At 62.2% G+C, this 26,548-nt stretch carries 29 protein-coding genes; 21 read left to right on the forward strand and 8 right to left on the reverse strand.

What is annotated here, in order from left to right:
- Positions 1-75: 75 nt before the first annotated feature.
- The 4 genes from arr (at position 76) to AC1DT7_RS21495 (ending at position 3,748) form a co-directional block, all read left to right on the forward strand.
- Positions 76-489, forward strand: coding sequence for an NAD(+)--rifampin ADP-ribosyltransferase (gene arr, locus AC1DT7_RS21480; protein ID WP_478038219.1), 414 nt, complete (start codon positions 76-78; stop codon positions 487-489).
- Positions 490-1,387: 898 nt separating this feature from the next.
- Positions 1,388-1,810, forward strand: coding sequence for a DUF2147 domain-containing protein (locus tag AC1DT7_RS21485; protein WP_478038220.1), 423 nt, complete (start codon positions 1,388-1,390; stop codon positions 1,808-1,810).
- Between the two features lie 41 nt (positions 1,811-1,851).
- Complete coding sequence (locus AC1DT7_RS21490; RefSeq protein ID WP_478038221.1) at positions 1,852-3,156, forward strand: OmpP1/FadL family transporter; 1,305 nt, start codon at positions 1,852-1,854, stop codon at positions 3,154-3,156.
- Positions 3,157-3,394: 238 nt separating this feature from the next.
- Positions 3,395-3,748, forward strand: a complete 354-nt coding sequence (locus tag AC1DT7_RS21495; RefSeq protein WP_478038222.1) for a hypothetical protein — start codon at positions 3,395-3,397, stop codon at positions 3,746-3,748.
- Positions 3,749-3,778: 30 nt separating this feature from the next.
- On the opposite strand, the gene AC1DT7_RS21500 is transcribed toward AC1DT7_RS21495, so the two are convergent.
- Positions 3,779-5,743, reverse strand: coding sequence for an alkaline phosphatase family protein (locus AC1DT7_RS21500; protein WP_478038223.1), 1,965 nt, complete (start codon positions 5,741-5,743; stop codon positions 3,779-3,781).
- A gap of 151 nt (positions 5,744-5,894) precedes the next feature.
- Between AC1DT7_RS21500 and AC1DT7_RS21505 the strand changes: the two genes are divergently transcribed.
- From AC1DT7_RS21505 to AC1DT7_RS21575, 15 genes are all read left to right on the forward strand, one after another.
- Entirely contained in the window at positions 5,895-6,473 is a 579-nt protein-coding gene (locus AC1DT7_RS21505; RefSeq protein WP_478038224.1) for a NifU family protein, read from the forward strand.
- 31 nt (positions 6,474-6,504) lie between these two features.
- Positions 6,505-7,101 carry a malonic semialdehyde reductase gene (locus AC1DT7_RS21510; RefSeq protein ID WP_478038225.1) on the forward strand — a complete coding sequence of 199 codons (597 nt, stop codon included), beginning with the start codon at positions 6,505-6,507 and terminating at the stop codon, positions 7,099-7,101.
- Positions 7,094-7,753 carry a tRNA (adenosine(37)-N6)-threonylcarbamoyltransferase complex dimerization subunit type 1 TsaB gene (gene tsaB, locus AC1DT7_RS21515; protein WP_478038226.1) on the forward strand — a complete coding sequence of 220 codons (660 nt, stop codon included), beginning with the start codon at positions 7,094-7,096 and terminating at the stop codon, positions 7,751-7,753. The genes AC1DT7_RS21510 and tsaB overlap by 8 nt, the downstream gene beginning before the upstream one ends.
- Positions 7,750-8,226, forward strand: a complete 477-nt coding sequence (locus tag AC1DT7_RS21520) for a GNAT family N-acetyltransferase (protein WP_478038227.1) — start codon at positions 7,750-7,752, stop codon at positions 8,224-8,226. Before tsaB ends, AC1DT7_RS21520 begins: the two co-directional genes overlap by 4 nt.
- 110 nt (positions 8,227-8,336) lie before the next feature.
- Positions 8,337-8,756, forward strand: a complete 420-nt coding sequence (locus AC1DT7_RS21525) for a Ros/MucR family transcriptional regulator (RefSeq protein ID WP_478038228.1) — start codon at positions 8,337-8,339, stop codon at positions 8,754-8,756.
- A gap of 113 nt (positions 8,757-8,869) precedes the next feature.
- Positions 8,870-9,292, forward strand: coding sequence for a Fur family transcriptional regulator (locus AC1DT7_RS21530; RefSeq protein WP_372853105.1), 423 nt, complete (start codon positions 8,870-8,872; stop codon positions 9,290-9,292).
- A 3-nt stretch (positions 9,293-9,295) separates the two neighbouring features.
- Entirely contained in the window at positions 9,296-10,207 is a 912-nt protein-coding gene (locus AC1DT7_RS21535; RefSeq protein ID WP_478038229.1) for a lysophospholipid acyltransferase family protein, read from the forward strand.
- Between the two features lie 107 nt (positions 10,208-10,314).
- Positions 10,315-11,637 (forward strand): tRNA (N6-isopentenyl adenosine(37)-C2)-methylthiotransferase MiaB, encoded by a 1,323-nt coding sequence (miaB, locus tag AC1DT7_RS21540; RefSeq protein ID WP_478038230.1) that lies wholly within the window; start codon positions 10,315-10,317, stop codon positions 11,635-11,637.
- Positions 11,638-11,666: 29 nt separating this feature from the next.
- A complete protein-coding gene (locus tag AC1DT7_RS21545; protein ID WP_478038231.1) occupies positions 11,667-11,930 on the forward strand; it encodes a hypothetical protein in 264 nt (87 codons plus the stop codon).
- Between the two features lie 180 nt (positions 11,931-12,110).
- Complete coding sequence (locus tag AC1DT7_RS21550; RefSeq protein ID WP_478038232.1) at positions 12,111-13,109, forward strand: PhoH family protein; 999 nt, start codon at positions 12,111-12,113, stop codon at positions 13,107-13,109.
- A 47-nt stretch (positions 13,110-13,156) separates the two neighbouring features.
- Positions 13,157-13,429, forward strand: coding sequence for a type II toxin-antitoxin system VapB family antitoxin (locus AC1DT7_RS21555; protein ID WP_478038233.1), 273 nt, complete (start codon positions 13,157-13,159; stop codon positions 13,427-13,429).
- Complete coding sequence (locus AC1DT7_RS21560; protein WP_478038234.1) at positions 13,407-13,808, forward strand: type II toxin-antitoxin system VapC family toxin; 402 nt, start codon at positions 13,407-13,409, stop codon at positions 13,806-13,808. The genes AC1DT7_RS21555 and AC1DT7_RS21560 overlap by 23 nt, the downstream gene beginning before the upstream one ends.
- A gap of 8 nt (positions 13,809-13,816) precedes the next feature.
- Complete coding sequence (gene ybeY / locus AC1DT7_RS21565) at positions 13,817-14,329, forward strand: rRNA maturation RNase YbeY (RefSeq protein WP_478038235.1); 513 nt, start codon at positions 13,817-13,819, stop codon at positions 14,327-14,329.
- A 9-nt stretch (positions 14,330-14,338) separates the two neighbouring features.
- Complete coding sequence (locus tag AC1DT7_RS21570; protein ID WP_478038236.1) at positions 14,339-15,265, forward strand: hemolysin family protein; 927 nt, start codon at positions 14,339-14,341, stop codon at positions 15,263-15,265.
- An 84-nt stretch (positions 15,266-15,349) separates the two neighbouring features.
- Positions 15,350-16,018 carry a spermidine synthase gene (locus AC1DT7_RS21575; protein ID WP_478038237.1) on the forward strand — a complete coding sequence of 223 codons (669 nt, stop codon included), beginning with the start codon at positions 15,350-15,352 and terminating at the stop codon, positions 16,016-16,018.
- Positions 16,019-16,343: 325 nt separating this feature from the next.
- On the opposite strand, the gene AC1DT7_RS21580 is transcribed toward AC1DT7_RS21575, so the two are convergent.
- From AC1DT7_RS21580 to AC1DT7_RS21595, 4 genes are all read right to left on the reverse strand, one after another.
- Positions 16,344-17,561, reverse strand: coding sequence for a retropepsin-like aspartic protease (locus AC1DT7_RS21580; protein ID WP_478038238.1), 1,218 nt, complete (start codon positions 17,559-17,561; stop codon positions 16,344-16,346).
- Positions 17,558-17,956 carry a hypothetical protein gene (locus tag AC1DT7_RS21585; RefSeq protein WP_478038239.1) on the reverse strand — a complete coding sequence of 133 codons (399 nt, stop codon included), beginning with the start codon at positions 17,954-17,956 and terminating at the stop codon, positions 17,558-17,560. Before AC1DT7_RS21585 ends, AC1DT7_RS21580 begins: the two co-directional genes overlap by 4 nt.
- A 44-nt stretch (positions 17,957-18,000) precedes the next feature.
- Positions 18,001-18,213 carry a hypothetical protein gene (locus AC1DT7_RS21590; RefSeq protein WP_478038240.1) on the reverse strand — a complete coding sequence of 71 codons (213 nt, stop codon included), beginning with the start codon at positions 18,211-18,213 and terminating at the stop codon, positions 18,001-18,003.
- A 72-nt stretch (positions 18,214-18,285) separates the two neighbouring features.
- Positions 18,286-19,164 carry an NmrA/HSCARG family protein gene (locus AC1DT7_RS21595; protein WP_478038241.1) on the reverse strand — a complete coding sequence of 293 codons (879 nt, stop codon included), beginning with the start codon at positions 19,162-19,164 and terminating at the stop codon, positions 18,286-18,288.
- A 119-nt stretch (positions 19,165-19,283) separates the two neighbouring features.
- On the opposite strand from AC1DT7_RS21595, the gene AC1DT7_RS21600 reads away from it, so the two are divergent.
- On the forward strand, positions 19,284-20,165 hold the full coding sequence (locus AC1DT7_RS21600) for a LysR family transcriptional regulator (protein ID WP_478038242.1): 882 nt from the start codon (positions 19,284-19,286) through the stop codon (positions 20,163-20,165).
- 458 nt (positions 20,166-20,623) lie between these two features.
- On the opposite strand, the gene AC1DT7_RS21605 is transcribed toward AC1DT7_RS21600, so the two are convergent.
- Together AC1DT7_RS21605 and AC1DT7_RS21610 are read right to left on the reverse strand one after the other, a co-directional pair.
- Positions 20,624-21,958 (reverse strand): metallophosphoesterase family protein, encoded by a 1,335-nt coding sequence (locus tag AC1DT7_RS21605; RefSeq protein WP_478038243.1) that lies wholly within the window; start codon positions 21,956-21,958, stop codon positions 20,624-20,626.
- Positions 21,959-21,978: 20 nt separating this feature from the next.
- Positions 21,979-24,321: a TonB-dependent receptor gene (locus tag AC1DT7_RS21610; RefSeq protein WP_478038244.1), complete on the reverse strand. Its 2,343-nt coding sequence runs from the start codon at positions 24,319-24,321 to the stop codon at positions 21,979-21,981.
- A 565-nt stretch (positions 24,322-24,886) separates the two neighbouring features.
- Between AC1DT7_RS21610 and AC1DT7_RS21615 the strand changes: the two genes are divergently transcribed.
- Positions 24,887-26,089, forward strand: a complete 1,203-nt coding sequence (locus tag AC1DT7_RS21615) for a TetR family transcriptional regulator (RefSeq protein ID WP_478038245.1) — start codon at positions 24,887-24,889, stop codon at positions 26,087-26,089.
- 264 nt (positions 26,090-26,353) lie between these two features.
- On the opposite strand, the gene AC1DT7_RS21620 is transcribed toward AC1DT7_RS21615, so the two are convergent.
- Positions 26,354-26,548, reverse strand: a 195-nt coding sequence (locus AC1DT7_RS21620; RefSeq protein WP_478038246.1) for an integrase core domain-containing protein, incomplete at its 5' end; no start/stop codon positions are given.

Genomic DNA, 26,548 nt, shown 5'->3' on the forward strand with positions numbered 1-26,548 from the left:
AACGGGCTTGCGGCAAGCCGGGGGCCTTGTGCCAGGACAACGCTCCTCGATTCACAGCAAAGGAGCGGCGGTCCTATGTCGGCAACTGCCAGCATGTTTTCTCAATCATTCTTCCACGGAACCAAGGCCGATCTTGAACCCGGCGACCTGATCGTTGTCGGCTACCAGTCCAACTTCACCGAAGCCAAACCGCTCTCATGGGTATATTTTGCGGGCACGCTGGATGCTGCGATCTGGGGCGCCGAACTCGCGACGGGCAACGGCCGGGAACGGATTTATGTCGTGGAGCCGACCGGACCGTTCGAAGACGATCCCAACCTGACGGACAAGAAATTCCCTGGTAATCCGACGCTGTCCTGTCGCTCCCGCGATCCGCTGCGAGTCATTGCCGAAGTAACGACGTGGCAAGGGCACACGCCTGAACGGCTACGACAGATGAAGGACGGCCTCGCCCGCCTGAAGGCGGACGGTGCCGATATCATCGATTAGATGCTCTTAGTACGTCGCTCGCATTTTTTGATATAAGAAAAATATTCACCCAGAGCGTCGCCAATATTTGTAAGCATAATAAGAATTATATCCTACAACTACAATAACATCCCGTGCGGGAAATGACTCCCATCCATATCGCGCGGCGGGCCGGCCGCGCCATGGATGGGAGGTTACTATAAGCGCACGGCCAAGTAAAATTGAATGCAGCATGACCGGAACCTAGCGCTTTCTGAATTCCGAAATGTAGAGAATAGCAGCCAACACACCTAATAAATATGATAGAATTTCTGCACGGTAATACCAAGCATAGTCCACCTTAGATATAAAAACCGACACACCGTGTGCATCAAACGCTATCGTAAAAATATTATTTTGAACAGAAGGCCTATTAAGTGTCAGGAAATTTCCAAAATAAATAAGGAATATCAAATCCACCGCAAAGCACACTACCATTACGACTCTAAAGACCTTGATACGTCTCATTGTTATTTACACCCTTCCGCGGCACAATCGCGCGACGGGAAAGTTTTCGGACGGAACGCACCGGAACGTTTACCCTGCGCCAGTAGGGCTCCCGACCACGACTCACCGCAAGCGAAGATCACTAAGATGAAATAATTTTTATGTTTAAAATGAATGTATTAAACATCGACCGCCTAACCCGCCCTGCCAAACCGGCGCCGCAAGGGGAAGTGCCGGACGCAAACCGAGCATCACCCATCTTTCGTATAATTGCGACCAACCGAGGAACGGCGCAGGCCCAACCCGGTTCTGCGCTCAGAGCAAGTCGAGACCTCCCCTTCGCTAATCCCCAAAGCGAGCGTAAGGCCCCGGCTCCCTATCGGCGAAACGCGGGCGACATCCGTGCCGTGGAGCAAAAATGGAGGTTGAGAGGATGACGATCCTGATGGTTCTGGCCCTGGCAGGGGCGGCACCGGCCGTTCCGGCAGAGCAGCCCGGCAGCATTGCAGGGCGATGGAAGACCGAAACCCGCGGCGGGGTGGTCGAGATCCAGCGCTGCGGCGCCTCGATCTGCGGGCGTATCGTCAGTTCCGATGCGCTGCGCACCAACCCGTCGCTTGCCGACACCCGGAACACCAATGCGGCGCTGCGAGGCCGGCCGCTGCGCGGGCTGCAGATCCTGAGCGGCTTCACCGCCGGTTCGGGCGGCGTGTGGTCGGACGGCACGATCTACAATGCCGAGGACGGCAAGACCTATAGCGCGCGGATCACCCCGGCCGGCCCGAACCAGTTGAAGCTGCGCGGCTGCGTGTTCGTGCCCTTCTGCAAGACGCAGACCTGGACCCGTGTGAACTGACCCCTTTCCCAGAGTAACCCCGCGTACATCAGGAAATTGCCATGTATCCCAGCGTAAAGACTCCCCTCCTCCTCGCGACCGGGCTCGTGGGCCTGTTCGGCATGCAGGGCATCGCCCATGCCCAGGCCTTTTACCTGGAGGCGCAGTCGGCGCGCGGCGCGGGGCGCGCCTTTTCCGGCGAGGTGGCGGATACAGGACCGGACTCGCTGTGGTGGAACCCGGCCGCCATCGCCGACGAGAGCGACATCAGCATCGTCGCCAGCGCCAGCGCGATCCTGCCGTCGGGCGATGTGGTCGATCGCGGAACCCGGATCACGCGACCAGGCCAGCCGGCGGCGCCGGTCCTGGGTAATCCGCTTGCGCGCAATCCGATCAGTCGCGGGATATTGCCGACCGGCGCGCTCGCCATTCCCCTGGGCCGGGGCCTCGCCGTCGGGCTGGCGATCACCTCGCCCTACAGCTTCACCACCGATTACGACGCCGACAGCTGGACCCGTTACAGCGCGGACAGGACCCGGTTGCGCACCTATGACATCCAGCCCTCGATCGCGATCGCGCCGACCGAGTGGCTGAGGCTCGGTGCCGCGCTCAATGTCGAATATGCCGAAGCGACGCTGACCAATGCCCTGCCAAATGTACTGGCGAGCCTGCCGGACGGCAGCCAGTCGCTGAAGGGCAATGGCTGGAATCTCGGTTGGTCGGCAGGCGTCCAGTTCCACAATGACGTGGCCACGATCGGCTTCAGCTACAAATCGAGCGTGAAGCACCGGCTGAACGGCGATGTCGCCATTTCCGGCCTGGTCGGTCCGCTCGCCGGGTCGAACGTCACCCTCTCCAATGTCGATGCGACCTTCCGCACCCCTTGGCAGGCGATGGGCGGCGTGCGTGTGCGGGCGACGCAGAGGCTGACGCTCAACGCGCAGGCCGAGGCGCATGGCTGGCACCAGTTCGACGCCATTCAACTCGGCGCGCCGGTGAGCACGGCCATTCCCGAGAATTACAAGGACAGCTGGAGCCTGGCAGGCGGCGCGGATTATGCGTTGAGCCCGAAGCTGACTGTCCGGGCCGGCGTCCAGCGGGTGATGACGCCGACACGCGACGGCCAGCGTGACGCGCGCGTGCCGGATTCGAACCGCTGGAACCTCACCACCGGCGGCACCTATCGCCTGTCGCCGCACTTCGCGATCGACGCGGCGGCCGGCTATGTCGCCTTCGCCGACGCGACGATCGACCGTACGACGGCGGCGTTCGCGGGCACCACGGCACAGACGCCGATCCTGGTATCGGGCGCGTTGCAGGATGCGCATGCGGTCGTGCTGTCGCTGGGCGGGCGCTTCACTTTTTGAGCATGAAGCCCGGCGCAAAGACTGGTTGCGAATGCGGCATCGGCCGCAGCGACGGATCGGCATCCGGCGCGCCACGCTGGTGTGAGGGCCGCGAAATGGCGCTGAAATGGCGCTAAAAATACCGCCGGATGCGGTTGACCGGAATCATCCCGGGCTCCACCCGTAGAGCCGGGACTCGCGGCGCCCGCTATGATTATTGCTGCGTCGTTGCCTGTGCCTCAGGGGAACTGCGATGAGAATGCGTTGCCTGTTGATGACCGGGGCCGCGGCGGCCGCCCTGCTGACCAGTTCGGCGGCATCCGCGGCGGAGAACGTCACCTACACCTATGACGCGCTCGGGCGGCTCATCACGACGAGCCGTACGGGCGGCCCCAGCAGTGGCGTCACCATGGGTACGACGTTCGATCCGGCGGGCAACCGCACCTCCTACACGATCTCCGGGTCATCCTCGTCCACGCCGACACCGACACCCGGACCGACACCAACGCCGACCCCCACGCCGGGTCCGGGCCCCGGATCGGGATCGCCGCTCTTCATCGTCGTACCGCTGGCGGGATTCAGCCTGATTCCCATTCCGCAGGTCGGGCTCTGATCCTGTAGTCATCTCGTCTTCGGCGGCGCGCTAGACGGCCCCGCTCTTCGCGAGCCTGCGCTGCTGTTGCACCAGGCGCACCTTCGCCAGCACCTCGGCTGCATAGGCCTCGGCATCGCCCTTTGTCCTGATCGTGGCATGGCGGCCCGCGACGACCGCCAGCTCGGCCGGGCTGCCGCCCGAAAGCTCGGCATCGGCCTTGCGGAGATTGGCCAGTGCGCCGACCAGATTGCCGGATTCGGGGAGAGGCTGGGCGAGGATCGCGGCGCGCGCCGCCATCGTCATCGGCACCCTCGATGTCCGGAGCGGCGGCATCGGTGTCGGCAGTGCGACCCGCTCCGTCGGCGTTCCCGCCGGCGGCAGGCTGGCGAGCGGCGAGCTGGCGGCGGCATCCCGATCCGTCAGCGGCGCGAGGCCCCAGAGATCCTCGAGCAGCTTCGGCACCGAGGAATGGTCATAGACCGTCTCGTCGACCGACGATCTGGTGACGAGCGGCGACACGATGACGGCCGGAACACGCACGCCCAGGGTCGTGAAGTCGAAGCCGTTGGTATTGTAGCCATAATCGGGCTTGTCCCCCGGCGCGACCGCGGACGGCGGCGTGACGGAATCGTAGAAACCGCCATGTTCGTCATAGGTGACGACCAGCAGGCTCGACTCCCAATAAGGCGAATTCTGGATCGCCGCGCTTACCGCCGCGATCAGATGCTCGCCGCCATAGACATCGTCCATCGGATGTTGGGAGGAGCCGCCGGCATAGTTGCCGGTCAGGTCGCCATAATGCGGCTCGATGAAGGTATAGGGATAGGGATACGGGCCTTGCAGGTCGGCTGCGAGCCCATCCACCCCGTGGAAGTCCAAAAGGCTGACACCGGTCAGCGCGGTGACCTGCGGGATCGCGCCGAGGATCGAGCCGGCCTTGGGATCGTCGCTATAGGCGCTGAGGAAGCCCGGGCCGGCATCGTGATAGAAGCGATAGGGGATCGTTTTGGAATCCAGCCGCTGGAAGATCGATCCGTGCGGATAGCTGAAACCCCTTCCCGGTATCTCCCAGCCGACGATCTGGCTGTTCTTCGGGCTGTCGTCGAAACCCGAGGAAGAGGCGCCGTGAAGGAAGAAGCGGTTGGGCCAGGTCGGGCCGGGTAGCGAGGAGAACCAGTGGTCGCACACCGAGAAGTGCTGCGCGAGCGTGTAGAGCACGCCGAGCTGCGCCGGGCTGTCGAAACAGTCCATGATGTCCTGCACGTCGATGGCCGGCGGCGTCTTGTGCGGATATTCGCTTGTCGAGGTCGCGTAGCTTGCAGCGAAGCCCGAATTGTCGATCGGGCCATAGCCTTTGGTCGGATCGAACGTCTTGCCCTGGCCGCAGAGTTGCTCGACGACGTCGGCGAATTCATGGCCCGGATCGGTGGGCAGCGTGAGCGGCGCGCCCGACTGGACGTGATAGGTCCAGGTCTTGCCGTCCGGATCGACATAGCTGTTCGAATCCGACGTCGTCGCCGCGGTGATGCCCGGCAGGCCCGACATGCCGAGCAGATTGTCGAACGAGCGGTTCTCCAGCATCAGCACGAAGACATGGCTGATCGGCCTGGTCGCGGCGGGCGAGAGGCGTTTCATCGAATCGGTGGTGCCGCCCGAGGCGAGCGCGATGCCGAAGGTCGAGGCGCTGAGCGGGAAAGTCAGCGCGGCGCCGGCGTCTTCATGGTGGAGCTGGCTTTCCTTCCAGTTCGGATCGAACAGGGTGCCGGCATTGATGTAGAGGCCCGCATCGCTGCCGTCCTTCACGAACAGCATCACCGACCAATAGTCGAGGATATCCTCGGTGCCGGGCCCGGTCTGGAACAGGATTTGAAGCGGACCGGTCGCCTCCCCCGGCCCGACCGACCAGCGGCCGCGCTGAGTCCCGTTGCTGTCGTTGTTGTGGAACAGGATGATATCGGCATTGCCGTCGGTCTGGTTGACGATGCTGACGGTCGCCGACTGTTGCGTGCCCATGGTTCGACAATCCCCCATCCCCGGTGGTGCGAAGCCTGACCAAGCCGCCATTTCCGGTCAAGCGTGGCTGGAACCGGATCGGTGCCACCCGCAACCGAGCGTTTCCACTTCGCGCCTTGATCCGGCGGCGCTGTCGGCCCACATGCGACCCATGCTGATCGAGACCGAAACGACGCCGAACCCGGCGACCATCAAGTTCCTCCCCGGCCGCACGGTCATGGAGGCTGGCACCCGAGACTTCGCCACGCCCGAAGAGGCCGACGCCTCGCCGCTTGCCGAGGCGCTGTTCGGGCTGGGCGACGTGACCGGCGTGTTCTTCGGGCGCGACTTCATTTCGGTCACGGCGGCCGAGGGCGTCGAGTGGCACGCGCTGAAGCCCGATGTGCTCGGCATCCTGCTCGATCATTTCAGCGCGAACATGCCGCTGTTCCGTCCGGGCAATGCCGGCGGCATCGCGGTGCCTTCCGACGATACGGAGACTTTCCCGGAAGATCCGGCGGATGCCGACATCATCGTGCAGATCAAGGACCTGCTGGAGACGCGGATACGGCCGGCCGTCGCGAATGACGGCGGCGACATCGTCTATCGCGGGTTCGACAAGGGCAAGGTCTATCTCCAGATGCAGGGCGCCTGCTCGGGATGCCCCTCGTCGAGCGCGACATTGAAGAACGGGATCGAGCAGCTGCTCAAATATTATGTCCCCGAGGTCACCGAGGTTCGCGCGGTCTGATCCGCCTTTCCCATAGTTCGAGGAATTCTGCATGAGCGAGAAGCTGTCCGACGCGGCGCTCGACACGATCTTCCGTGCCGCGCGTAGCTATAACGGCTATACCGACGAACCGGTCGGCGACGCGGATCTGCGCGCGATCTGGGACCTGATGAAGTGGGGCCCGACCTCCGCCAACCAGTTGCCCGCGCGGATGGTGTGGTGCGTGAGCGACGAGGCCAAGGCGAAGCTCGCCGCCTGCGCCAGCGCGCAGAACGCCCCGAAGATTCTGGCGGCGCCAGTGACCGTGATCCTGGGCATGGACACCAATTTCCACGAGAATCTGCCCGAACTGTTCCCGCACAACCAGACCGCGAAGAGCTGGTTCGACGGCAATAGTGAACTGCGCGAGGCGTCGGCCTTCCGCAACTCCACGCTGCAGGGCGCCTATTTCATCATCGCCGCGCGCGCGCTCGGGCTCGATACCGGCCCGATGTCCGGCTTCGACAATGGCAAGGTCGATGCAGCCTTCTTCGCCGACACCCCGGCGGTGCGCAGCAACTTCATCTCGACGCTTGGCCATGGCGATCCGGCGACGATCTTCGACCGGCTGCCCCGGCCCGAGTTCGAGCGGTTCAACACGATTGCCTGAAGCTTCCCGAACCCTCGTCATCGAAACCGCAACCGCCGCCTGCTCGGTCGCCCTGATCGAGGGGCGGGCCGAGGGCGGGATCGAAGGCGGCACCGTGATCGATTCTCGGCATGAGGTTGTCGGGCGCGGCCATGCCGAACGGCTGGTACCGATGATCGCCGAGCTGCCGGGGGGCGGCCGGGCCCGGCGCATCCTGGTCGATTGCGGACCCGGCAGCTTCACCGGTGTTCGTGTGGGCATCGCCGCGGCGCGCGGGCTCGCGCTCGGCTGGGGGGCGGAAGCGTTCGGCTATTCGTCGTTGTCGGTCGTCGCTGCGGCGGGATTTGCGCAGAATCCGGGATGGTCGAGCCTTGCCGTCGTGCTTGAAGGCGGGCATGGCGAGGTCTTCATGCAGGCCTTCGACGCTCAGCTCACGCCCCTTTTCGCGCTCGCCTCGCTCAAGCCCGAAGCGGCGCTGGCGATGCTGGACGGGCGCCCCGCGATCGGCAACGGCGTGCGATTCCTGAAAGCGCTCGACGATACCGCATCGCTGGCCGAGGCGCTGCCGCGCGCGGCCGATGCCTTGTTGCTGCCAGTGCCCCTTGTCACCCTGCCGCCCCGACCGATCTATGGCCGGGCGCCCGACGCGAAGCCGCTCGCACCGGCGGAATGAGTACGATGCTGCATATGATCGAATTGCGTTCCGGCAGCGTTGCCGATCTCGCCCTGGTCGATCAGCTCATGCAGGGCGCCTTCGACCCGCGGTTCGGCGAGGCTTGGACCCGCAACCAGTGCCTCGGCATCCTCGCCATGCCCGGTGTATGGCTGACCATCGCGTCGCTCGATGGGGAGCCCGCCGGTTTCGCCCTGTCGCGCATCGTCGCCGACGAAGCCGAACTGTTGCTGCTCGCCACGGTGCCGGCGCTGCGGCGTCGCGGCGTCGCCGCCGCTTTACTACGTTCTGTCATTGCCGATGCCATAAGTTCCGGCGCAGTTACTCTCCATCTCGAAGTCCGCGAAGGCAATGACGCGATCAAACTGTATCACGGTACAGGTTTCGTTAAGGTTGGCCAGCGTCGTAACTATTATCGGGGAACTGCAGGTCAGGCATTCGATGCCTTTACCTATAGCCGCAAGCTTAACTGAAAACGACCTCAGTTCGCCAATTGTTACTTGCACGTCGCGATCCAAAGTAGGATAGCGCGCCGTACGGATGCGAGTTCAATGCAACCGAATAATGGGTCGAAAGGAATATAATGGATACGCAAAGCGAACTGCAGGAGACCTTGATAACGCTGACTGCCGATATTGTTGCCGCACATGTCAGCAACAACAGTGTGGCCGTTTCGGACCTGCCGGTGCTGATCGCGAACGTGCATGGCGCGCTCGCGGGCCTTGGCGGCACCGCTCCGGTCCCGGAAGTTAAGCAGGAACCGGCAGTCTCGGTGCGTTCTTCGATCAAGCCAGACTATATCGTCTGCCTCGAAGACGGCAAGAAACTCAAGATGTTGAAGCGCCACCTGATGACGCATTATCAGATGACCCCGGAACAGTACCGCGCCAAGTGGAACCTGCCCGCCGACTATCCGATGGTCGCCCCCAACTATGCCGAACAGCGCCGCACGCTGGCGAAGAAGATCGGCCTGGGCACCAAGCGCCGCAAGACGACGCGCTGAACCAACCGTCCTTGACGAGCTCCCCGACCCTTCCCCCGACGGGAAGGGGGGCTTCTGCTTATTGCGAGTCGGTCGCCCTTTATCAATAAGCCCGGAATGACTACATGTGTGCCATGGCACGCAAGATCGACCTCGAAGCCCTTTGCAATGAAAAGGGCCTGCGGATTACCGACCAGCGCCGCGTGATCGCGCGCGTGCTTTCCGAAGCGGAAGACCATCCCGATGTGGAGAAGGTCTATGCCCGCGCTTCTGCGATCGACCCCGGCATCTCGATCGCGACCGTGTACCGCACGGTGCGCCTGTTCGAGGAAGCCGGCATCCTCGACCGCCATGATTTCGGCGACGGCCGCTCCCGCTACGAGCCCGCACCTGAATCGCATCACGATCACCTGATCGACGTCGAGACCGGCAAGGTGATCGAATTCGTCGATCCCGAGCTCGAGCAGCTGCAAAAGGCGATCGCCGAGCGGCTCGGCTTCCGCCTCGTCGACCACCGCATGGAATTGTACGGCGTCGCCCTCGACCGTAAGTCCTAGGCCTTGCCCGACGCCGATGTGAGGCGCGCCGAGGCGGCGGCAGGCAAACCCGCCCCTATCGACACCCTTGGCTGGGCGCGCATCGCCCTGCGGGCCTCAGGCCTCGTGCTCGCGCTGCTGGTGATGGTGCCGCTTCATTATCTGTGGCGGCTGCTGAGACTGGCCTCCCCCTGGCCGAAGATCTTCCTCGCCTGGGCCGGCCGCATGGCCGGCGCGCGGGTGGAGCGGGTCGGCGTACCGCTCACGCGCGACGTCTTCTATATCTCCAATCATCTGAGCTGGATCGATATTCTCGCGATCGCCGGGCAGAGCGGCACCGCCTTTGTCGCCAAGGAGGAGATCCGCGAAGCGCCGGTGGTCGGCTGGCTCTCGACGCTCAACCGCACGGTGTTCGTCAAGCGCGAGAACCGCATGGGCGTGGCGGAGCAGATCAACCAGCTGCGCGATGCGCTGACCGATAATTGGTCGGTGACCGTGTTTCCCGAAGGGACCACGACCGACGGCAAATCGCTGCTGCCGTTCAAGACGCCGATGCTGCGCGTGCTCGAACCCCCGCCCGCCGGCGTGCTCGTCCAGCCGGTATTGCTCGATTATGGCGCGGTGGCCGAGGAAATCGGCTGGATCGGCGTCGAGACGGGCATCGACAATGCCAAACGGCTGTTGTCGCGACGCGGCTCCTTCCAGATGAAGGTGCATTTCCTCGAACCCTTCTATCCTCAGGACTTTCCCGGCCGGAAGGCGATAGCGGCGGAGAGCCGGCGTCGTATCGAGGAAGCGCTGGTGGCGTCACTGGGGCATCCGCTCAGGCCATTCGCCCATGCGGTCGATGCGGTCCGATATGAGGCGCCTGATCCTCCCCGGCACGGGCAGGGGGAGCCTCCGAAGGATGGTGGAGGAGGGCTTTCTCCATCGTAACGCTACTGGAAGACCCCACCACCATCCGCTGAAGACGCGAATGGTCCCCCTCCCCGTTCCGGCGAGGATTTGCGGCGCCGCACGCCCCGGCCTATAGGCGCGGCATCATGAAACCCACCCCCAAGACCTTCCACGTCAAGTCGTTCGGCTGCCAGATGAACATGTATGACGGCGACCGCATGAGTGAGCTCATGGCCGCGGACGGAATGACCGCGACCGACGATGCCAACGCCGCCGACCTGATCGTGCTCAACACCTGTCACATCCGCGAGCGCGCGACCGAGAAGGTCTATTCGGATATCGGCCGCCTGCGGAAGAACGGCCGCGCGCCGATGATCGCGGTTGCAGGCTGCGTGGCACAGGCCGAAGGCGCCGAGATCGTGCGCCGTGCGAAGGTCGACATAGTGGTCGGCCCGCAAGCCTATCACAACCTGCCGGACCTGGTGGCGAAGGCAGCGCGCGGCGAGTCCGCGCTCGACACCGACATGCCGGTCGAGACCAAGTTCGGCCATCTCCCCGCGCGCCGCCGCGTGCCGCCATCGGCCTTCCTGACGGTGCAGGAAGGCTGCGACAAATTCTGCACCTATTGCGTGGTGCCCTATACGCGCGGTGCCGAGGTCAGCCGCCCCTGGGCCGCGATCGTCGATGAAGCGAAGGCGCTGGTCGATGCCGGCGCGCGCGAGATCACCTTGCTCGGGCAGAACGTCAACGCCTGGACGGGCGAAGACGCGGCGGGGCGCACCGGCGGGCTCGACGCGCTCGCCCGCGAACTCGACAGGATCGAGGGACTGGCCCGCATCCGCTATACGACCAGCCATCCCAACGACATGACGCAGGGCCTGATCGACGCCCACCGCGACGTCGAAAAGCTGATGCCGTTCCTCCACCTCCCGGTGCAGGCCGGCAGCGACCGGATCCTGAAGGCGATGAATCGCAGCCACAGCCGCGATTCCTATCTGCGCATCCTCGACCGGGTCCGGGCGGCACGGCCCGACATCGCATTGTCGGGCGACTTCATCGTCGGTTTCCCCGGCGAGACCGAGGCCGATTTCGCGGACACGCTCAGCCTGATCGATGCGGTCGGCTACGCCCAGGCATTCAGTTTCAAATACAGCCCCCGCCCCGGCACCCCGGCCGCCGACATGGCGGATCAGGTGCCGGCGGAAGTGATGGACGAACGGCTCCAGCGGCTCCAGGCCGCGATCAACCGCGATCAGGAGGCCTTCAATAAGGCGAGCGTGGGGCGCACTTGTGAAATATTGCTGGAACGCAAGGGCAAGCTGCCCGGCCAGCTGATCGGCAAGAGCCCCTGGCTGCAATCGGTACATCTCGTTTCGGGCGCCGCGATCGGCGACGTGATCGAGGTGGAGATCGAGGCGGCGTGGCCGAATTCTGTATCGGGCGTGGAGCGGGTGCGCGAAGCGGCCTGAGGTCTCTCAGGCTTAAGAAAGGTCAGGCAATGCTGGCAAGTCTCGGCCTTGGTGGTGACGGCGACGAGATCGACGCGATCGAGCGAGTCGAACATACCTTTAGCGTAAGGCTCGATACGGCGAATGCCCCACGCTGGCTCACCGTAGGTGATGTGTGGACCTCCCTGCTCAACGAACTTCCGACGGAGTCGGCCGCGGACCCAGAGACCTGGCAACGTTTCTGCATCGCCATCGCGTACGAAACCGATGTCGATCCGGCGGCTATAGCGAGCCGCACCGCGTTGCTGGCATAGACAATCCTGCCACAGGGCCAGAGCAAAGCACAGACCATCGATATTCCCCCTGTCATCGCCGCCCCGGCTCTGCCAAACTCGCGAGCGGATGCAGCAGACTCGCCCCTCTTCCGGAACACCGCCCCGAGCGGTCTGTTCGGTCGAGTCACCCGCCCTTCCCCTCCCGCCTGAAGGAACCGCATGAGCCGCAAGCCTGTCCAAGCACAGTCCGGTGATCGCAGCCGTACCGAGGTCGTGTTCGACAAGCCCCAGCTCATGCCGCAGCTCTTCGGGGAGTTCGACCAGAACCTGCTGCTGCTCGAGAACCGCATGGGTGTGTACATCACCGCGCGCGGCAATCGGGTGGGGCTGGAAGGCACTGCCGAGTCGGTCGCGGCCGCGCGCGACGTGCTGCAAAGCCTGTACAACCGGATCGTACGCGGCGAGCGCGCCGATGCGGGCCTGGTCGACGCGGTGATCGCCATGTCGGTCGAGCCGACGCTCGCCGGCATCATCCGTGCCGATGCCGACGGCGCACCGCAGGTGATGATCCGCACGCGCAAGAAGACGATCGTGCCGCGGACCCTGGCGCAGCAGCATTATATGCGCGAGCTGCTCAACCACGACATCATCTTCGCGCTCGGGCCGGCGGGTACGGGCAAGACCTATATCGCAGTGGCACAGGCGGTCGCGCAGCTCATCACCGGCAGCGTGCAGCGGCTGATCCTGTCGCGGCCGGCGGTGGAGGCCGGCGAGAAGCTCGGCTTCCTGCCGGGCGACATGAAGGAGAAGGTCGATCCCTATCTCCGCCCGCTCTACGATGCGCTCAACGACTGCCTGCCGGCGGAGCAGGTCGAGCGGCGCATCCTCTCGGGCGAGATCGAGATCGCGCCGATCGCCTTCATGCGCGGGCGCACGCTGGCCGATGCCTTCATCATCCTCGACGAGGCGCAGAACACCACGCCCGCGCAGATGAAGATGTTCCTGACCCGCTTCGGCGAGAACAGCCGCATGGTGGTATGCGGCGATCCCAAGCAGACGGACCTTCCCGGTGGCATGGCCGCCTCCGGGCTGAACGACGCGGTCGGGCGGCTGGAGGGGGTCGAGGGCCTGTCGATCTGCCGCTTCGGCGCTGGCGACGTGGTGCGGCATCCGATCGTCGGGCGCATCGTCGAGGCCTATGAGGGACAGGATGCTTGAAGGATGGGATATCCCAAACTACATTAGAGGATATCCCGGAGGCGCATATGGCATCCCTTTTCATCAAGGACAGTGAGACGGCGGCACTCGCTGCCGAGCTGGCTACGCGACTGGGGACGACCAAGACGGAGGTGGTTCGCGACCTTCTTCGCCGACGAAAGGCCGAGCTGGGCGAAGCAGAACCCAAGCCGGATTTTGTGGAATGGCTGGCGAAATACCGCCGGGCCCACCCCATGCCGAAGCCCACCGGCAAGCGGGCGGACAAGGCGTTTTACGACTGGCTTTCCGGCGAGGAGGATGTCGTTGACCCTTTTCGTTGATGCATCGGCACTGGTCGCGATCATCGCGGGCGAGCCGGAACAGGTAGATCTGGCCGTCCAGGTGCGCGACGACAATGATCCCTTGTGGTCGGCGATGACCGAATGGGAAACGGTGACAGCTCTATGCCGATCCTACGGATATTCGAGCGAGGCTGCGCAGCGCGAGGTATCCGATGTCGCCGCCGCGCGCCCGTTGCGCCGCGTACCCATTGGTGGCGACGAGGCTGCGTTGGCCTTCGAAGCCTATCGATCTTACGGTAAGGGCCGGCACCCCGCCGCACTCAACATGGGCGATTGCTTCGCCTATGCCTGTGCCAAGGCCAATGACGCCCGACTTCTCTACAAGGGCAATGACTTCGTCCAGACAGATCTCGCCTGAAAGGCTTTATGCTCGAAACCGCCCTCTCCATCGAATCGCCCTGGCCCGAGACCATCGACTGGGAAACGCTCGCCCTGCGCGCTGCCACCGCGGCGATGGAACGTACGCAGCATGGCGAAATGCTGACCACCGCCGCGCTGGTCGAGATATCCGTGCGCCTCACCACCGATGAGGAAGTGCAGACGCTCAATGCGCAATATCGGCAGAAGGACAAGCCGACCAATGTGCTGAGCTTCCCGATGGTGCAAGCCGATCTGCTCGACACGATCGACCAGAATTCGGATGACGGCGAAGTGCTGCTCGGCGATATCGTGCTCGCTCATGGCGTGTGCGCGCGCGAAGCGGCCGAGAAGAATATTTCGGTCGAGGACCATGCGACACATTTGATCGTGCATGGCACGCTTCATTTGCTAGGCTATGACCATATGGAGGATCGTGAAGCCGAAGCGATGGAGAGCATCGAAACCGATGCGCTGGCGTCGCTTGGCCTCAAGGACCCCTATCTGATACGTGAGGACTGACACACCACCATGCCCGAAGGCGACAGTAGCACCGGTACCGGCCTGAAAACGGATACGGCCGGCACCCAGGAAGGCAGCATATGGCGCTCCTTCCGTGCCCTTATTTTCGGTGATCCCGGCGACGAATCGCTCCGGGCACAACTCGAAGATGCAATCGACGCGCATGAGGACGAGCCCGGGCCCGACGCGGCCGGCGACCTCTCCCCGCTGGAACGCCAGATGGTGCGCAACCTGCTGCATTTCGGCGAGCGGGACGCGGGCGATGTCGGCGTGCCGCGGGCGGACATCGTCGCGGTCGAGGAGAAGACCAGCTTCGACGACCTGGTGAAGCTGTTCGCAGAGGCCGGCCACAGCCGGCTGCCGGTGTACCGCGGAAAGCTCGATACGATCATCGGCATGGTCCATATCAAGGACGTGTTCAACATCCTGGCGACCGGTGCCGAGCACCCGACGTCGATCGAGGGTTTGATCCGCGAACCCCTGTACGTCCCGATGTCGCGCGGTGCGCTCGACCTGCTCGCCGACATGCGCCAGAAACGTGTCCATCTCGCCATCGTGCTCGACGAATATTTCGGGACCGAGGGTCTCGTCACGATCGAGGACCTGATCGAGGAGATCGTCGGCGACATCGAGGACGAGCATGACGATGCGCCCGAGGCGCTGATCGTCCCGCTCGACGGCGGCGCCTGGGAAGCCGATGCGCGTGCCGAACTCGAAGATGTCGGCGAGACGATCGGCACCGTATTGGACGTGGACGGCGATATCGACACGATCGGCGGCCTGACCGCGGTGCTGGCCGGGCATGTGCCCCAGGCGGGTGAGTGCATCCGCCATGACAGCGGCTGGACGATCGAGGTGATCGAGGCCGAGCCGACCCGGGTTGAGCGGGTCAGGCTGCATCCGCCCAAGGCGCGGCCCGAGAACGAAGAAAGCTAGGCGAATCGACATTCACCTCCTAGCGCTGCTGCGCCGCTGGCTTTTGATGCCTGCCGGCCCTCCCCACCAGAAAGGCGAGCCGTCATGAACTCGATCGAGCTCGTCGATACGGCGGATATCCCCGGTGGCGGGTTGTTGCGACTCCTGCGCTGCGGCCCGGATTTCTCGATCCAGTTCGGCGAAGACGAATTGATGAGCAGTCAGGCAGTCGATTCCGAAAAGGCGCTGGCGACCCTGGCCTGTCGGCGGATGGGCAAGCATCAGGACCGCGTGCTCATCGGCGGGCTCGGCATGGGGTTCACGCTGGGGGCGGCACTGGCCGCGCTGCCGGCAAGCGCCACCATCGTGGTGGCCGAGCTTGTTCCCAAGGTCGTGACATGGGCCAATGGCCCGCTCGCCCATCTATTCGGCGGCAATCTTGCCGACCCGCGCGTGACGATCGAGATTCGCGATGTGCATGACGTGATCGTCGGCGCCCCTGGCGGTTTCGATCGCATCATGCTCGACGTCGACAACGGCCCGGACGGATTTATCAACCTCGCCAACGACAGGCTCTACTGCAACTGGGGCCTGCGGGCGGCCTATGCCGCGCTGCGCCCGGCGGGCGTGCTGGCGATATGGTCGGCCTATGACGACGACGCCTTTGTCTGGCGCCTCGAAACCGCCGGTTTCGCGGTCGAGCAAATCAGGATCGATGCCGGCCCGCGGGAGCGCACGCCCTCCACGATATGGCTGGCATCCAAACCGGCCTGAAGCCGATGTGAGCGAGCCGTTTCGTGGATCTCGACGCGTCTGCCAGCCAGCCTCTCTACAGTCTCGACGCCGCTCGACCAGACATCAAATCGCCCCGGGGCCGGGGTCGGCCAGCGTTTGCAGCGGATGCCCGGCACCCGTCTTTCAGGGACCACCGTTTCTGAGCGGTGATACGTCTACCAATTCCGTCACGCTGGCTGGGATGGATTGGCACCTCGCCCCGTCGCTAACCACCCAATCCCGGATACGCCGCAGGGCGGTGGCGCCTGCCGAAAACGGCTTGGCAGTTTTCGCCCGGAACCTTGGACAGTGGCGGCCGTGTCCGTCAGAAATATGCTGCAAGAGTCACAGTTTTTTCTTGTCCATCCGCCAACGTCAGCCGGACGGTTCGACCAATCTGTCCTCCTTGCCACTCGCCGTTCGTCCCGGCGGCCCTGTTGCCGTCCACCATGATAATGATGTCACCGGCCTTTAGGTCGGCGATGGCCGCTGGAGAGTCGGGGGCCACGTAGAGGACTTTGGAGCCCGTTGATCCCGGCTGCAGCGTCAAACCGCCGTGGTTCACGCGAAATGGGGTGTTCACGTCTACCGGAGGCGCGAACAACACATGGTGGTGAGGAAAGTCCACGACCAGATGAAAGCGGCTGAGGACGCCCATGCCGATATTGCCGTCCAGAAGTCCTGAGCGCGCGTCCAGCGACGATTGCCGATCTTCGAGACGGGACGGCAGTTCCTTGAATGTCGCGCCGCCGAGAGCGATCGTGCGGAGCATCGTCACCTTCTGGACGCTCATCCCGCCGACACCGCCCGCAAGGGTCGTCGATGTCCGCCGATTGTCGGCGAAACCGGGCTGCTCCCAGAAACCGGGGAAAAGGTCCACTGCCCCGGCATTGCCCAGATCAAACAGGAGCTTCGCGGCGCGCCCCTCGACGAGCACGGAGATCGCCTGGTTTTCGCCGGCGGGCGTCAATGCAACCGTGCGAGCATTGGGGGCAGCGCGGTAGGATGAAGGATTGTGAAAGGCGATCCTGTGCCTCGTGAAGTCGATCTCGACAACCGCATCCCGGAACAACTCGCCGCCCAGAACCATCGGCAGGGGATGACCGACCTGTTTTTCGACCGCCGACAAATCGATCGCCACCGCATCGCCGCCGTTCCAGCTGAGATCGCCCAGCTGCACCGTAACGCCATGGACCACACTATATGGGGTTGAGCCACCCGCGCCTTCGCCTGTCAGATCCCCCTTCGGACTCAGCCCGAGGCGGGAAGCAAAGCGCCGATCGACCACGGTCGATGACGCACCACTGTCGAGCATGGCGAGCACTGGCCGCCCGTTGACTGTGGCTCGAACGAAAATCCGGGTGCCGGCGACGTATTCGAACGGCAGCCATCCGCTCGACGTTTTGCCTCGGGCGAAGGTCATCGGCGACGAGGCTGTCGCGCCGATCGCGGCGGGCGAGCGCTCCGGCCCTTCCGCGCGAGCTTCCGTGGCGATCAGGGTAAGAATCGACGCAGCGACGAGCGAAGCAGTTTTGAAATTCATCGCGGTGAACCATCCATAGGTCGCAGATTACGGGCGGCTGCGTCAGCTGTATCTTCGGGACGGGTGTTGAACGCGATCGTCGCGTCGGGGGCCGCCTTATGGACGGCGTTGACCACCATCTCGAACAATATGAGGCCGTTTGGTGGGATCCGAAGGCCCCCGCCGATGACGACGCAATCATAGTGCGCGCTCTTGAGCTGTGTCTCCAGCATGGCGAGCCCCGCATCGTCAGGCGTGATCATGCAGGTATCGCCTTCCCAGCCGCGCTCGTGAATCTTCGCGACCGCCAAGGCGATCCCCGCATTGATTTTTCCCGCATCGAACCCCGGCGGCAGAGCGGGGTCCGAGAAGTCCACGGTTTCGGGTTTCTGGCCAACGAATAGGATGCGAGTCATGGAAATTCTCCTTTCAAAAATTGTCGGGGACCGTGTCCGAGCGCTTATCTCCGCAGATTAAGACGCAGGAAGGTCGCGACGATATCGAGCGCTTCCGTCGCAGCCTTCAGAAGCGCGAGGTCTGCGGGGAACACATCGAGCATCCCCTGCCACCTGTGGAGCACGGCGGTCGAACCGGCAGCGACGATGCGATCAGCCATGCGCCGCGCATCGTCGAGGAATATCTCATCCTGCTCCTTGCGGTAGGTCTCGGTCATCACGATGCTCCTTCAACGGCGTCGCAAGGATGATTGCGACCCGCCGGTCATAAAGGCCGGCGGGTTTCCCAGTCAGCGCTGCGACCAGCCCGCAGCAGCGGCTTGCGCAAAGTCACGATATGAGCGCGGCGCATGGCCAAGCAGTGCCGTCAGGCGAGCAACGTCTTCATCGGTCGCGACCGCGCCATCTTCTTGGTAGCGACGCATCATCAGCTTCATGTCATAGGCGAGCCAGGCCGGACCAAAACTCTTGAGACGCTGTTCCAGGCCGTCCAGGTCATCGCCCGCATAGGCGATCGGGCGTCCGAGGATCTCGCTCCACAGCGTCGCGAGCGTATCGCTGGTGAGCGCGTCGGGACCGACCAGTTCGTAGATCTCGCGGGGAAGCGGCGCGCTCGCCTGCTCGCGCCGCAGGAGCTCCTTGGCGGCGGCCTCGCCGATGTCCCGGACATCGACCATCGAAATGCCCTTGGCGCCGACCGGCATGCCGTAGATGCCGCCGCCGAGCAGGGCGTCCTTCTGCCGCATGTCGTTCTGGATGAAATAGGCCGGGCGCAGGATCGTCGCGGGCAGGTCATAGGCGTCGATCATGCGCTCGACGGTCATCTTGCTGGCGAAGTGGGGAACGTCGGCATAGGCCTCGCCCTTGAACACGGAGAGATAGACGATCCCTTTCACGCCAGCCTCGCGGGCAGCGTTCAGCGCGAGCATCGCCTGGGTCAGTTCGTCGGGCGCATTGGGCGCGAGCAGGAACAGCGTGCTGACCCCGTCCAGCGCCGCGCGGATGCTGTCGATATCGGCGAGGTCACCCTTCACCGCCGTAACGCCTGCCGGCAGATTGGCCTTCTCCGGCGCGCGGGTCAGCGCGCGGATGTCGGCGCCATGCCCGTCGAGAAAGCTGAGCACCTGGGTTCCGATGGTGCCGGTGCTGCCAGTGACCAAAATCGTCATGTCGTAATCTCCTTGATCGAACGGGAGCGGCTCGTTGTCGCTGCTGGCAAATTAGTCGTTTCGAAAAAACGCAACAGATGGCAATATCGGACCATATCGTCTCACAAATGGAACGTCACATGGATCTGCCCGCGCTCGTCGATTTCAATCTGGTTGCGACGCATGGCGGTTTCGGACGGGCGAGCCGCGCCAGCGGTCGGCCGAAGGCGACCTTGTCGCGCAAAGTGTCGGAACTGGAGGCGAGCTTGGGCGTGCGGCTCATTGACCGTGGGTCGAGGACGCTGCGCCTGACCGGAGAAGGGCGCGCATTGCATGAACGCACGCTTGGGCCGCTTGCCGAGATCATCGAAGCCGAGCAGGCCGTAGCGAGTGGCTCGTCCGTCCCCTCAGGCAGGCTTCGCATAAGCGCACCGATCGTATTGGCGCATGTGCTCCTGCCCAGGCTCGCTACCAGCTTCGTCACCACCTATCCGCACGTCGATCTCGAAATTATTGCCGAGGACCGCAAGGTCGACCCGGTCGATGACAATTACGATCTCGTGATCCGGATCGATCCCAGCCCGGACGAGCGGCTGGTCGGGCGCCGCATTCTCGAGGACGAACGCCTGCTGGTAGCACCGCCCGGGTTTTCGGTTGATCTTCACCCAGAGCTGGCAGCTGCCGATCATGCCGTTCCAGCGGTCGGCCGCGTTGGCACGCCTGACGACCAACTTTGGCCGATAAAGACCGGCACCGGGACACGGTTCGTGCAGCCGCATTTCAGGTTGAGATTTTCGTCCTTCTTGATGGTGCGTGACGCTGTTCTCGCGGGCGCGGGCATCGCCCTTGTGCCGAAATTGATGGTGACTGAGGATATCGACGAGGGTCGGCTCGTCTCATGGGGCGCGTACGATGGCCCGAAAGTGGAAATCTGGGCACTTCAGAACTCACGCCGCCTGTCCAGTTCCAAGGTGCGGGCGTTTTTAGGTACGCTCGGTAGCCTCGGCATTGACCTTCCTTAAGCCCTCGCGCGAGGATGGGGTTAGGCTCGGCAGTGTTCAGATTGCAAACCCTGAGGGAATCGAATGCCGGCTTCCGCCCCAGCTCCGGTCGTTTATATCAGCATCGGTGAACGTCCGATCCTAGCGGAAGCTGCCGGTCAGCCTGCGTGAAGCGTCAGGTCGGCAGTCGCCCAAATGCGGCCGTTAGAAAATCGCGATGGCGTCCCGAACCCGCCATTCGGTCAATCCGCCGCGGTCCCGCATAGCTTCAGGACGGGTGGCGCCACCCGCCAGCAAGGACCAGCCATCGACCATGGCGGACAGCAATGTGCTAAGGGCTTCCTCGCAGTTGTTAAAGCCGAAGATGAAGCACTGGGCTAATTCCAAGACGAATGGAAGCCGGGCGCGGCCCAGTTACTGCTATGTTGGAGCGTTGGTTTCTACTCCGACCCATGAGGCGCCATCGTTGTTATCCGTCGTCAATTTAAACTTCCAACACCGAATCGCTGACGGAAGTCGTGTAGGTCTACCTTGAAGTCGTCCTCACGCATGAACTGCTCATCTGTGAGATGCGGGTCTTCGGTTTTTCGATACCAGCTAGCGTAGCCGGGAGTGTCAAGGGAGTGTGACTTGAAGTAGCTTGAATAGGTGCGAACACGGACCACCGGAGTCGGCTGAGACATATCGAACGTCATGAGCCTTAGCCAGCCATCGCCGAGCCCCGCTACCGTATTTTTTCTGACTGTTTTGCCTTCCAGCAGATGCTGCCGATCTTGATAGTCAGAGAGGATTTGATAGACCTTATGGCCATAGCGATTGTCATCGGCCCGGAATGCCTGCGCGTGCTGGTGCCCGCAAATGACCATGAATATCTGATCATTCTGGCTAATGAACTTATCCCACAACATCTGTGGGTTGTTCGCCTCCGGATCGTTCACCGAAAGATCGATCGCAGGGTTGGCGCGACGCTCGCCAGTGGTATCGAGGTAGTCATGCGTGGTGACAATTGTCGGAAGCCCAGGATGCTGGCGGATGATTCCAGATGCCCACTCCAGGGAGCTATTGGGTGGGTCGAACTGCAATGCGATGTGCAAGAATTTGTACCCACCGGCGGCAAAGATCTGGGCACTGTCGCCGCCTCCGTCGTGCGATGCGACGTACCAGCTTTTGCCCTTGAAGAACGACGACTCCGCGCCAAAAACTGACCTGAAATTGTCCAGCCCCCCCGCCATCAGGGAGCCGGCTTTACGAGCCACTTCAGCCATTGGGGTAAACTGCGTGAGCGGCGGATCATTGGGGCCGCTGGGGCCGGCATTCTTCGCTGGTCCTGTGCCCCACATGGCGTCAAAGTCATGATTGCCGGGCGCAACCGAAAATGGAACCTTGCCCTCAAGCAAGCGATATCCCTCGATCGCCGTAATCGTCTCTAGCTTGTAGTTCGCATCGGCACCAAGCCCCGCCGAACTGAGGACAGGATTTGGCACCACCTTGTAGCCCCGGGCCACGCTCTTGCGATCGATGTCGAGCGGCTGATGCTGCCAGACATCTCCCACCGAGGTTACAAAGTCTATGTCACCACCTTGGCTGCGCAGATTTGCTGCGATAAATTGCATCTGCTCAATAAAAAGATCCTTCCCATTCAGTGGGAATCCCTGATCTTCCTGGTGGGTGTAATCGATGTAGTTCTGGGTGTCGGGGATAACGGCAATCGTGAAGGTCTTGTCGCCACTCTGCGCTGCGACAGGGGTAATTGCAGCGAATAGAGCGGAAAGCAGCAAGGCAGACGACAACGTCGTGGTTTTTAACCGACGCATAATAGTAGCTCCCTTAGGATTTAGAATTTTGCTTGAAACGACACGCCGTAGGTCGCGGGGTCGCCGAAAACGGTCGCGGCATAGACACCTGGGGCGGAGCCGCCGAGGGAGATATAGCCGGGGGCGTAGCGTGTATCGGTGACGTTACGGCCCCAGACAGTGACGTCGTAACGATCGTCGGAGAAGCGCACGCCGGCACGCAGGTTGAGGATTCCGAAGGCGGAAATCCGGGCGTAAGGCGAATTATCGACGTAGCCGCTGAAGCTCGATCGACGAGAATAGTCCGCCCCGAAGAAGGCTGAGGCCGCGTCCGTCACCCGGGTCTCGTATTGGCCCGACAGGTTGACGATCCAGGGCGGGGCACCAGCGAGTTTCTGCCCAGTCAGATCACAGGAAGGAGCCGTGGTGCCCGCTGGACAAGGTGCGTTGGGGAACGAGCGATACCGCGCGTCATTATAGGAGACGGCGGCATTTAACGTCAGCCCGCGCACAGGACGAAGGGTCGTCTCCACCTCGACGCCTTCGCTTCGTACCCGGCCGACATTGGAGAGCAGCGAAATAAAGGCGCCGTTGACGAAGTTCTGTGCCGTCGATTGATAATCGCGCACGTCGGTACGAAAGAAGGCGAGATTGGCGGTCAGCAATCGATCGAAGAAGCTGCTTTTTAGCCCGATTTCGTACGCGGTCGCCGTTTCGGGTCGAACTAGCAGCCGGTCGACGGCTCCGCTGGGCGGCAATGCCGGATTGACGCCGCCAGCCTTCTGGCCACGGCTGATTGAACCGTATAGCAGCACGTCCGGCGCCACGTGATAATCCGTGCTGATCAGGTAGGACACGCCGGTATCGTCGGTCGATAGCGAGAACGGTGCGTAGGCCTGCGACGCCAACCCTGCGACCGGCTGTCCGGTGATCGAACTGATTGGCTGCGGCCGGTATATGCGGGCTGTCTTCTTCTCATGCGTTGCACGAAGTCCGCCCGTGACGTTCCATCGGGAGGAGAGGTGGACGACCGCTTGGGCAAACGCTGCGTAGCTGTCCGTTTTGGGCGTCGCGATGACGTCCCACTGCGTATTGTTGTAGTTCAGCAGTGCTGCCACCGCTGGCGACGACGCTGCGGCAGCAGGAAGGTTGGATGGCGAAACGCCGGACAACCAAGCCGCCGCATCCGAGCCGTACTTCGTCCGGCCGTCGGCGAAGACGGATTGGTGAAAGTAGTAAAGGCCGCCGATTATATCGACGGGTCCGACGCGTGGCGCCCGCAGGCGCACTTCCTGGCTAAACTGCTCGCTGCGAACGGGGGCCTGCGCCCCGACGATTGCGTCCGCGGCCGTCAAATCCGAGTCCGCGCTGGAGCGATAATTCCAGTTGCGCCAAGCCGTGATCGAGGTGAGCTCGAAGCCTTGTCCAAAGCTCCAGTCCGCTTGCGCTGAAACAGCCGCCTGTTTCATGATTTGCGAACCCGGTGTCCCGGCATAGCTGATCTCACCGGAAGGATCGGCGATCAGAGTGACGCCCAGCGCGTTCAGCTTCGTCTGAAGGAGGTTTGGTGTGGCTCCCAGATTGGTCAGCCGCAAGATTGTGCCGGTATCCTGATCTTCGTGGTGATATTCACCGATAATCCGAAGCTTCAAGTCGGGCGTCGGCGTAAATAACAATTGTCCGCGAATGCCCTCCCGAGCGCGCATGTTGACTTTCTTGCCCATTGTCAGATTTCTGACATTGCCGTCCGATCTCGTGACATATCCTGTCAGGCGGGCCGCCAAAACATCAGATATGACCGGCCCGGTGATCGTAGCTTGATATTGTTGGAAGTCATAGTTTCCGTAGGAACCTCGGGCTTGAGCGCCGAAGTCGAACTCAGGCAGCTTGGTCGTTATGTTGATCGCACCGGCCGTGGTATTCTTACCAAAGAGCGTGCCCTGAGGACCGCGCAGCACCTCAATCTGATTGATGTCCATCAGATCGAAAACTGCCATGCCCGGCCGACCGAGGTAGACCCCATCGACGAAAACGCCCGCACTCGCCTCAAGGCCATCATTTCCCGGGTTATTACCCAAGCCGCGGAGTGAGAAGCTGGTCTGGCGTCCGTTACTGACCACCACGTTGGTACTGGGGGCGATCAGGTTGAGATCCTCAACGCGCGTATAATTGCTGACGGTGAGCCGGTCGCCCGAAACCACAGAAACAGCGACAGGCACGTCGGCAAGTCGCTCCGTGATACGTCGCGCAGTCACCGTGATATCTTGCGTTTCGTCGCCAACGTCCGTCGCGGAGTTAGCGGTCGAGCTTTGCGCCAGGACTTGGCTTGGCGAAAGAATGGCAAGCGCGAGCGTGCTTACGCCCAGTCGTAAAGTGATCGACATGAGACCCCCGATGTTTTGAAATGATCTTTAGTGAATAAGAATCAGACGTGCCTGAGCACTTCAAGCGCCAGTACTAGCGTGGCAGTCTTTGTCTCTTTTGCGTCATGTAACTCGCGCCGTACGAGAAGCGGGGCGATCAGGAAGTTTTGACCGGGGATAACTGTCGCTGTTTCCAACGGCGCCTTAGAGCGCCAATGACGAACAGGGCCAGAAAACTCACGCCACAGATCCCGGCGTCAGATGTTGCATGCAACGGTCTTCAGACACAAAATCCATTTTTCATCCCTTCTCGGCATGCCGCACCTGATCGACCGCCATTTTTCGACACTCCCCCGGAAGCTCCGGCTTCGAATCGGACACCCGTTCAGTAGTTCGCTGAAGTGACGAGTTTATGACACACAGCTCATACGTTCAGTGCGACAGCAGGACAAAGAGGGCTGTATATCAAGCGGATGATGGGCTTTCGACCTCTATCAAATTTATGATATCGATCACTCGTTCAGTTGAACGCCACCCACGCCGAAAAGCTGATTGCAACGCACGATCACAGTAGCCACAAGGCGTTATGGCATCAGCAAGATCAGGTTCCGCGGCAGCCAGCCGCTTGCGGAAAGCGGCATTTGAGTTGGCCCGCGATCAAGGCTTCGCGTCTCTCAGCACACGCGCGCTCGCCGAGAAGACCGGCGGGAGCTCGTCTGCGGTGAGCTACCACTTTGGAAATCGGCAGCAGCTGGCGTCGGAAGTTTGCGCGGAAATGCTTGAGGCTCTCAAGAGTTGGCGAGGTAGGTATCGAAATGGGGAGAGTTTTGATTTCCCCTTTTGGGTAGGTATAGCCAGCGCTTTCTCGGCGACACTTCTTGCAAGGATCAGTTCTTGCCGGTTACTCATCACGCTCGGTGGAGAATTGGAACAGGAAGCACGTATTAACGGCTGGACAGATGTTACATTCATGCTTGCCGCTGATATCGAGGAAGAGGCAAAATTCTGGACCAGTCTCGCGACCAGCTTCGGGGCACCTCCAGCTCATGCGCAAGCCTGGACCGACATGGCTATGTCGCTTTCTACATTAGCTCTGTCGGAGGCACAGACCGCGTCGGGGTCCGCCTGGATCTTTGAGTTGGCGACGCGCCTGCAGCTTAGACTTACGCGTCAGCCCGTTGTGCTCGTGCCTTCGCCGCCTGATGAATTCGGCCCCCTGACTCCGCCTGTAGCTCCAGCCAACGAAAGGGGCGCCAAAGTCCTTGATGCAGCTATAGAAGAGATCCTTGAAAAGGGGGTGGACCGCCTGAGTCAACGCGACGTTGCCGCCAAGGCAGGTGTCTCTCTATCCGCTGTGACGTACTTCTTCGGACCAAAGCATGAGCTCGTAAAGGCCGCATTTGAGGAGATTATTCGCCGCGCGAACTATGCTGCGCGAAGTATAGACGTTAATCTCGATAACAAGTCGGCGATCCTGTTGGTGCTTAGCGCAGCCGATTCCCAGAGCCTTCTGTCCGCGATGGAAATCCTTTTTCGAACTTCCGTTCGATCCATCGAACTGAGCTCTGCAGTCAGCCGAATGCGCACGCTTCGAGGAATCGGATCTTACACAATGTTGAATGCCCTTGGCGTGAAGGCTGATAGAGTTGACTCGTTTTTATGGATTGTTGTGCAGACTGGAAGCTTTAACCGCATGGCTCATGTAGACAAGATTAGTAGGCGACCAATGATGATACGAGCGGCTACTGAGAGGCTTGCACTGCTCTTCGGATATCATTTAGAGCTATAGAGAACCGAGACTCGGTTTACCAAATATTCCTGGGAAACTGACGACCCTGAGCCTAAATAGGGCTTAACGTCTGGTTCCCACCCATTTTTGCCTGGTCGGGAGTGCGTTGGCGATCCCGCCATGGCCGCTCCTCGCCGAAGCCGCCAACTGAGGCATTTGGCTCGAAGGTCAGGAAAGTCCCACGATCCGGCGTTCGCTTCCGGCGGGAGTCGCCCCCTTCCGGACATTGGGTATCTCTTGACGTGCTCCCCTGAGTGTTACCACTCAGAGATAGAGTCCTTGCCCTTTGTGCGGGCTGGTTGCTGACATGGCAACGGCCATGGGGGCATGCCCCCATGGCCGTTGGCCGGCGATCTCGGCGGGAGTTTTTCCGCCCAGTTTCGAGTGCGGCCTGACATTGTTGTAATCGTCCCGCCAGGCCGCCAATATCCGGCGCGCATGCGCCAGTGACCTGAACAG

It is taken from the genome of Sphingomonas sp. P3_C6, assembly GCF_056402595.1.

What these genes read in the sequence shown, in the direction of transcription:
- arr (WP_478038219.1), top strand. Translation starts at nt 76, where the DNA reads ATGTCGGCAACTGCCAGCATGTTTTCTCAATCATTCTTCCACGGAACC.
- AC1DT7_RS21485 (WP_478038220.1), top strand. Translation starts at nt 1,388, where the DNA reads ATGACGATCCTGATGGTTCTGGCCCTGGCAGGGGCGGCACCGGCCGTT.
- AC1DT7_RS21490 (WP_478038221.1), top strand. Translation starts at nt 1,852, where the DNA reads ATGTATCCCAGCGTAAAGACTCCCCTCCTCCTCGCGACCGGGCTCGTG.
- AC1DT7_RS21495 (WP_478038222.1), top strand. Translation starts at nt 3,395, where the DNA reads ATGCGTTGCCTGTTGATGACCGGGGCCGCGGCGGCCGCCCTGCTGACC.
- AC1DT7_RS21500 (WP_478038223.1), bottom strand. Translation starts at nt 5,743, where the DNA reads ATGGGCACGCAACAGTCGGCGACCGTCAGCATCGTCAACCAGACCGAC.
- AC1DT7_RS21505 (WP_478038224.1), top strand. Translation starts at nt 5,895, where the DNA reads ATGCTGATCGAGACCGAAACGACGCCGAACCCGGCGACCATCAAGTTC.
- AC1DT7_RS21510 (WP_478038225.1), top strand. Translation starts at nt 6,505, where the DNA reads ATGAGCGAGAAGCTGTCCGACGCGGCGCTCGACACGATCTTCCGTGCC.
- AC1DT7_RS21520 (WP_478038227.1), top strand. Translation starts at nt 7,750, where the DNA reads ATGAGTACGATGCTGCATATGATCGAATTGCGTTCCGGCAGCGTTGCC.
- AC1DT7_RS21525 (WP_478038228.1), top strand. Translation starts at nt 8,337, where the DNA reads ATGGATACGCAAAGCGAACTGCAGGAGACCTTGATAACGCTGACTGCC.
- AC1DT7_RS21530 (WP_372853105.1), top strand. Translation starts at nt 8,870, where the DNA reads ATGGCACGCAAGATCGACCTCGAAGCCCTTTGCAATGAAAAGGGCCTG.
- miaB (WP_478038230.1), top strand. Translation starts at nt 10,315, where the DNA reads ATGAAACCCACCCCCAAGACCTTCCACGTCAAGTCGTTCGGCTGCCAG.
- AC1DT7_RS21545 (WP_478038231.1), top strand. Translation starts at nt 11,667, where the DNA reads ATGCTGGCAAGTCTCGGCCTTGGTGGTGACGGCGACGAGATCGACGCG.
- AC1DT7_RS21550 (WP_478038232.1), top strand. Translation starts at nt 12,111, where the DNA reads ATGAGCCGCAAGCCTGTCCAAGCACAGTCCGGTGATCGCAGCCGTACC.
- AC1DT7_RS21555 (WP_478038233.1), top strand. Translation starts at nt 13,157, where the DNA reads ATGGCATCCCTTTTCATCAAGGACAGTGAGACGGCGGCACTCGCTGCC.
- AC1DT7_RS21560 (WP_478038234.1), top strand. Translation starts at nt 13,407, where the DNA reads ATGTCGTTGACCCTTTTCGTTGATGCATCGGCACTGGTCGCGATCATC.
- ybeY (WP_478038235.1), top strand. Translation starts at nt 13,817, where the DNA reads ATGCTCGAAACCGCCCTCTCCATCGAATCGCCCTGGCCCGAGACCATC.
- AC1DT7_RS21570 (WP_478038236.1), top strand. Translation starts at nt 14,339, where the DNA reads ATGCCCGAAGGCGACAGTAGCACCGGTACCGGCCTGAAAACGGATACG.
- AC1DT7_RS21575 (WP_478038237.1), top strand. Translation starts at nt 15,350, where the DNA reads ATGAACTCGATCGAGCTCGTCGATACGGCGGATATCCCCGGTGGCGGG.
- AC1DT7_RS21580 (WP_478038238.1), bottom strand. Translation starts at nt 17,561, where the DNA reads ATGAATTTCAAAACTGCTTCGCTCGTCGCTGCGTCGATTCTTACCCTG.
- AC1DT7_RS21585 (WP_478038239.1), bottom strand. Translation starts at nt 17,956, where the DNA reads ATGACTCGCATCCTATTCGTTGGCCAGAAACCCGAAACCGTGGACTTC.
- AC1DT7_RS21590 (WP_478038240.1), bottom strand. Translation starts at nt 18,213, where the DNA reads ATGACCGAGACCTACCGCAAGGAGCAGGATGAGATATTCCTCGACGAT.
- AC1DT7_RS21595 (WP_478038241.1), bottom strand. Translation starts at nt 19,164, where the DNA reads ATGACGATTTTGGTCACTGGCAGCACCGGCACCATCGGAACCCAGGTG.
- AC1DT7_RS21600 (WP_478038242.1), top strand. Translation starts at nt 19,284, where the DNA reads ATGGATCTGCCCGCGCTCGTCGATTTCAATCTGGTTGCGACGCATGGC.
- AC1DT7_RS21605 (WP_478038243.1), bottom strand. Translation starts at nt 21,958, where the DNA reads ATGCGTCGGTTAAAAACCACGACGTTGTCGTCTGCCTTGCTGCTTTCC.
- AC1DT7_RS21610 (WP_478038244.1), bottom strand. Translation starts at nt 24,321, where the DNA reads ATGTCGATCACTTTACGACTGGGCGTAAGCACGCTCGCGCTTGCCATT.
- AC1DT7_RS21615 (WP_478038245.1), top strand. Translation starts at nt 24,887, where the DNA reads ATGGCATCAGCAAGATCAGGTTCCGCGGCAGCCAGCCGCTTGCGGAAA.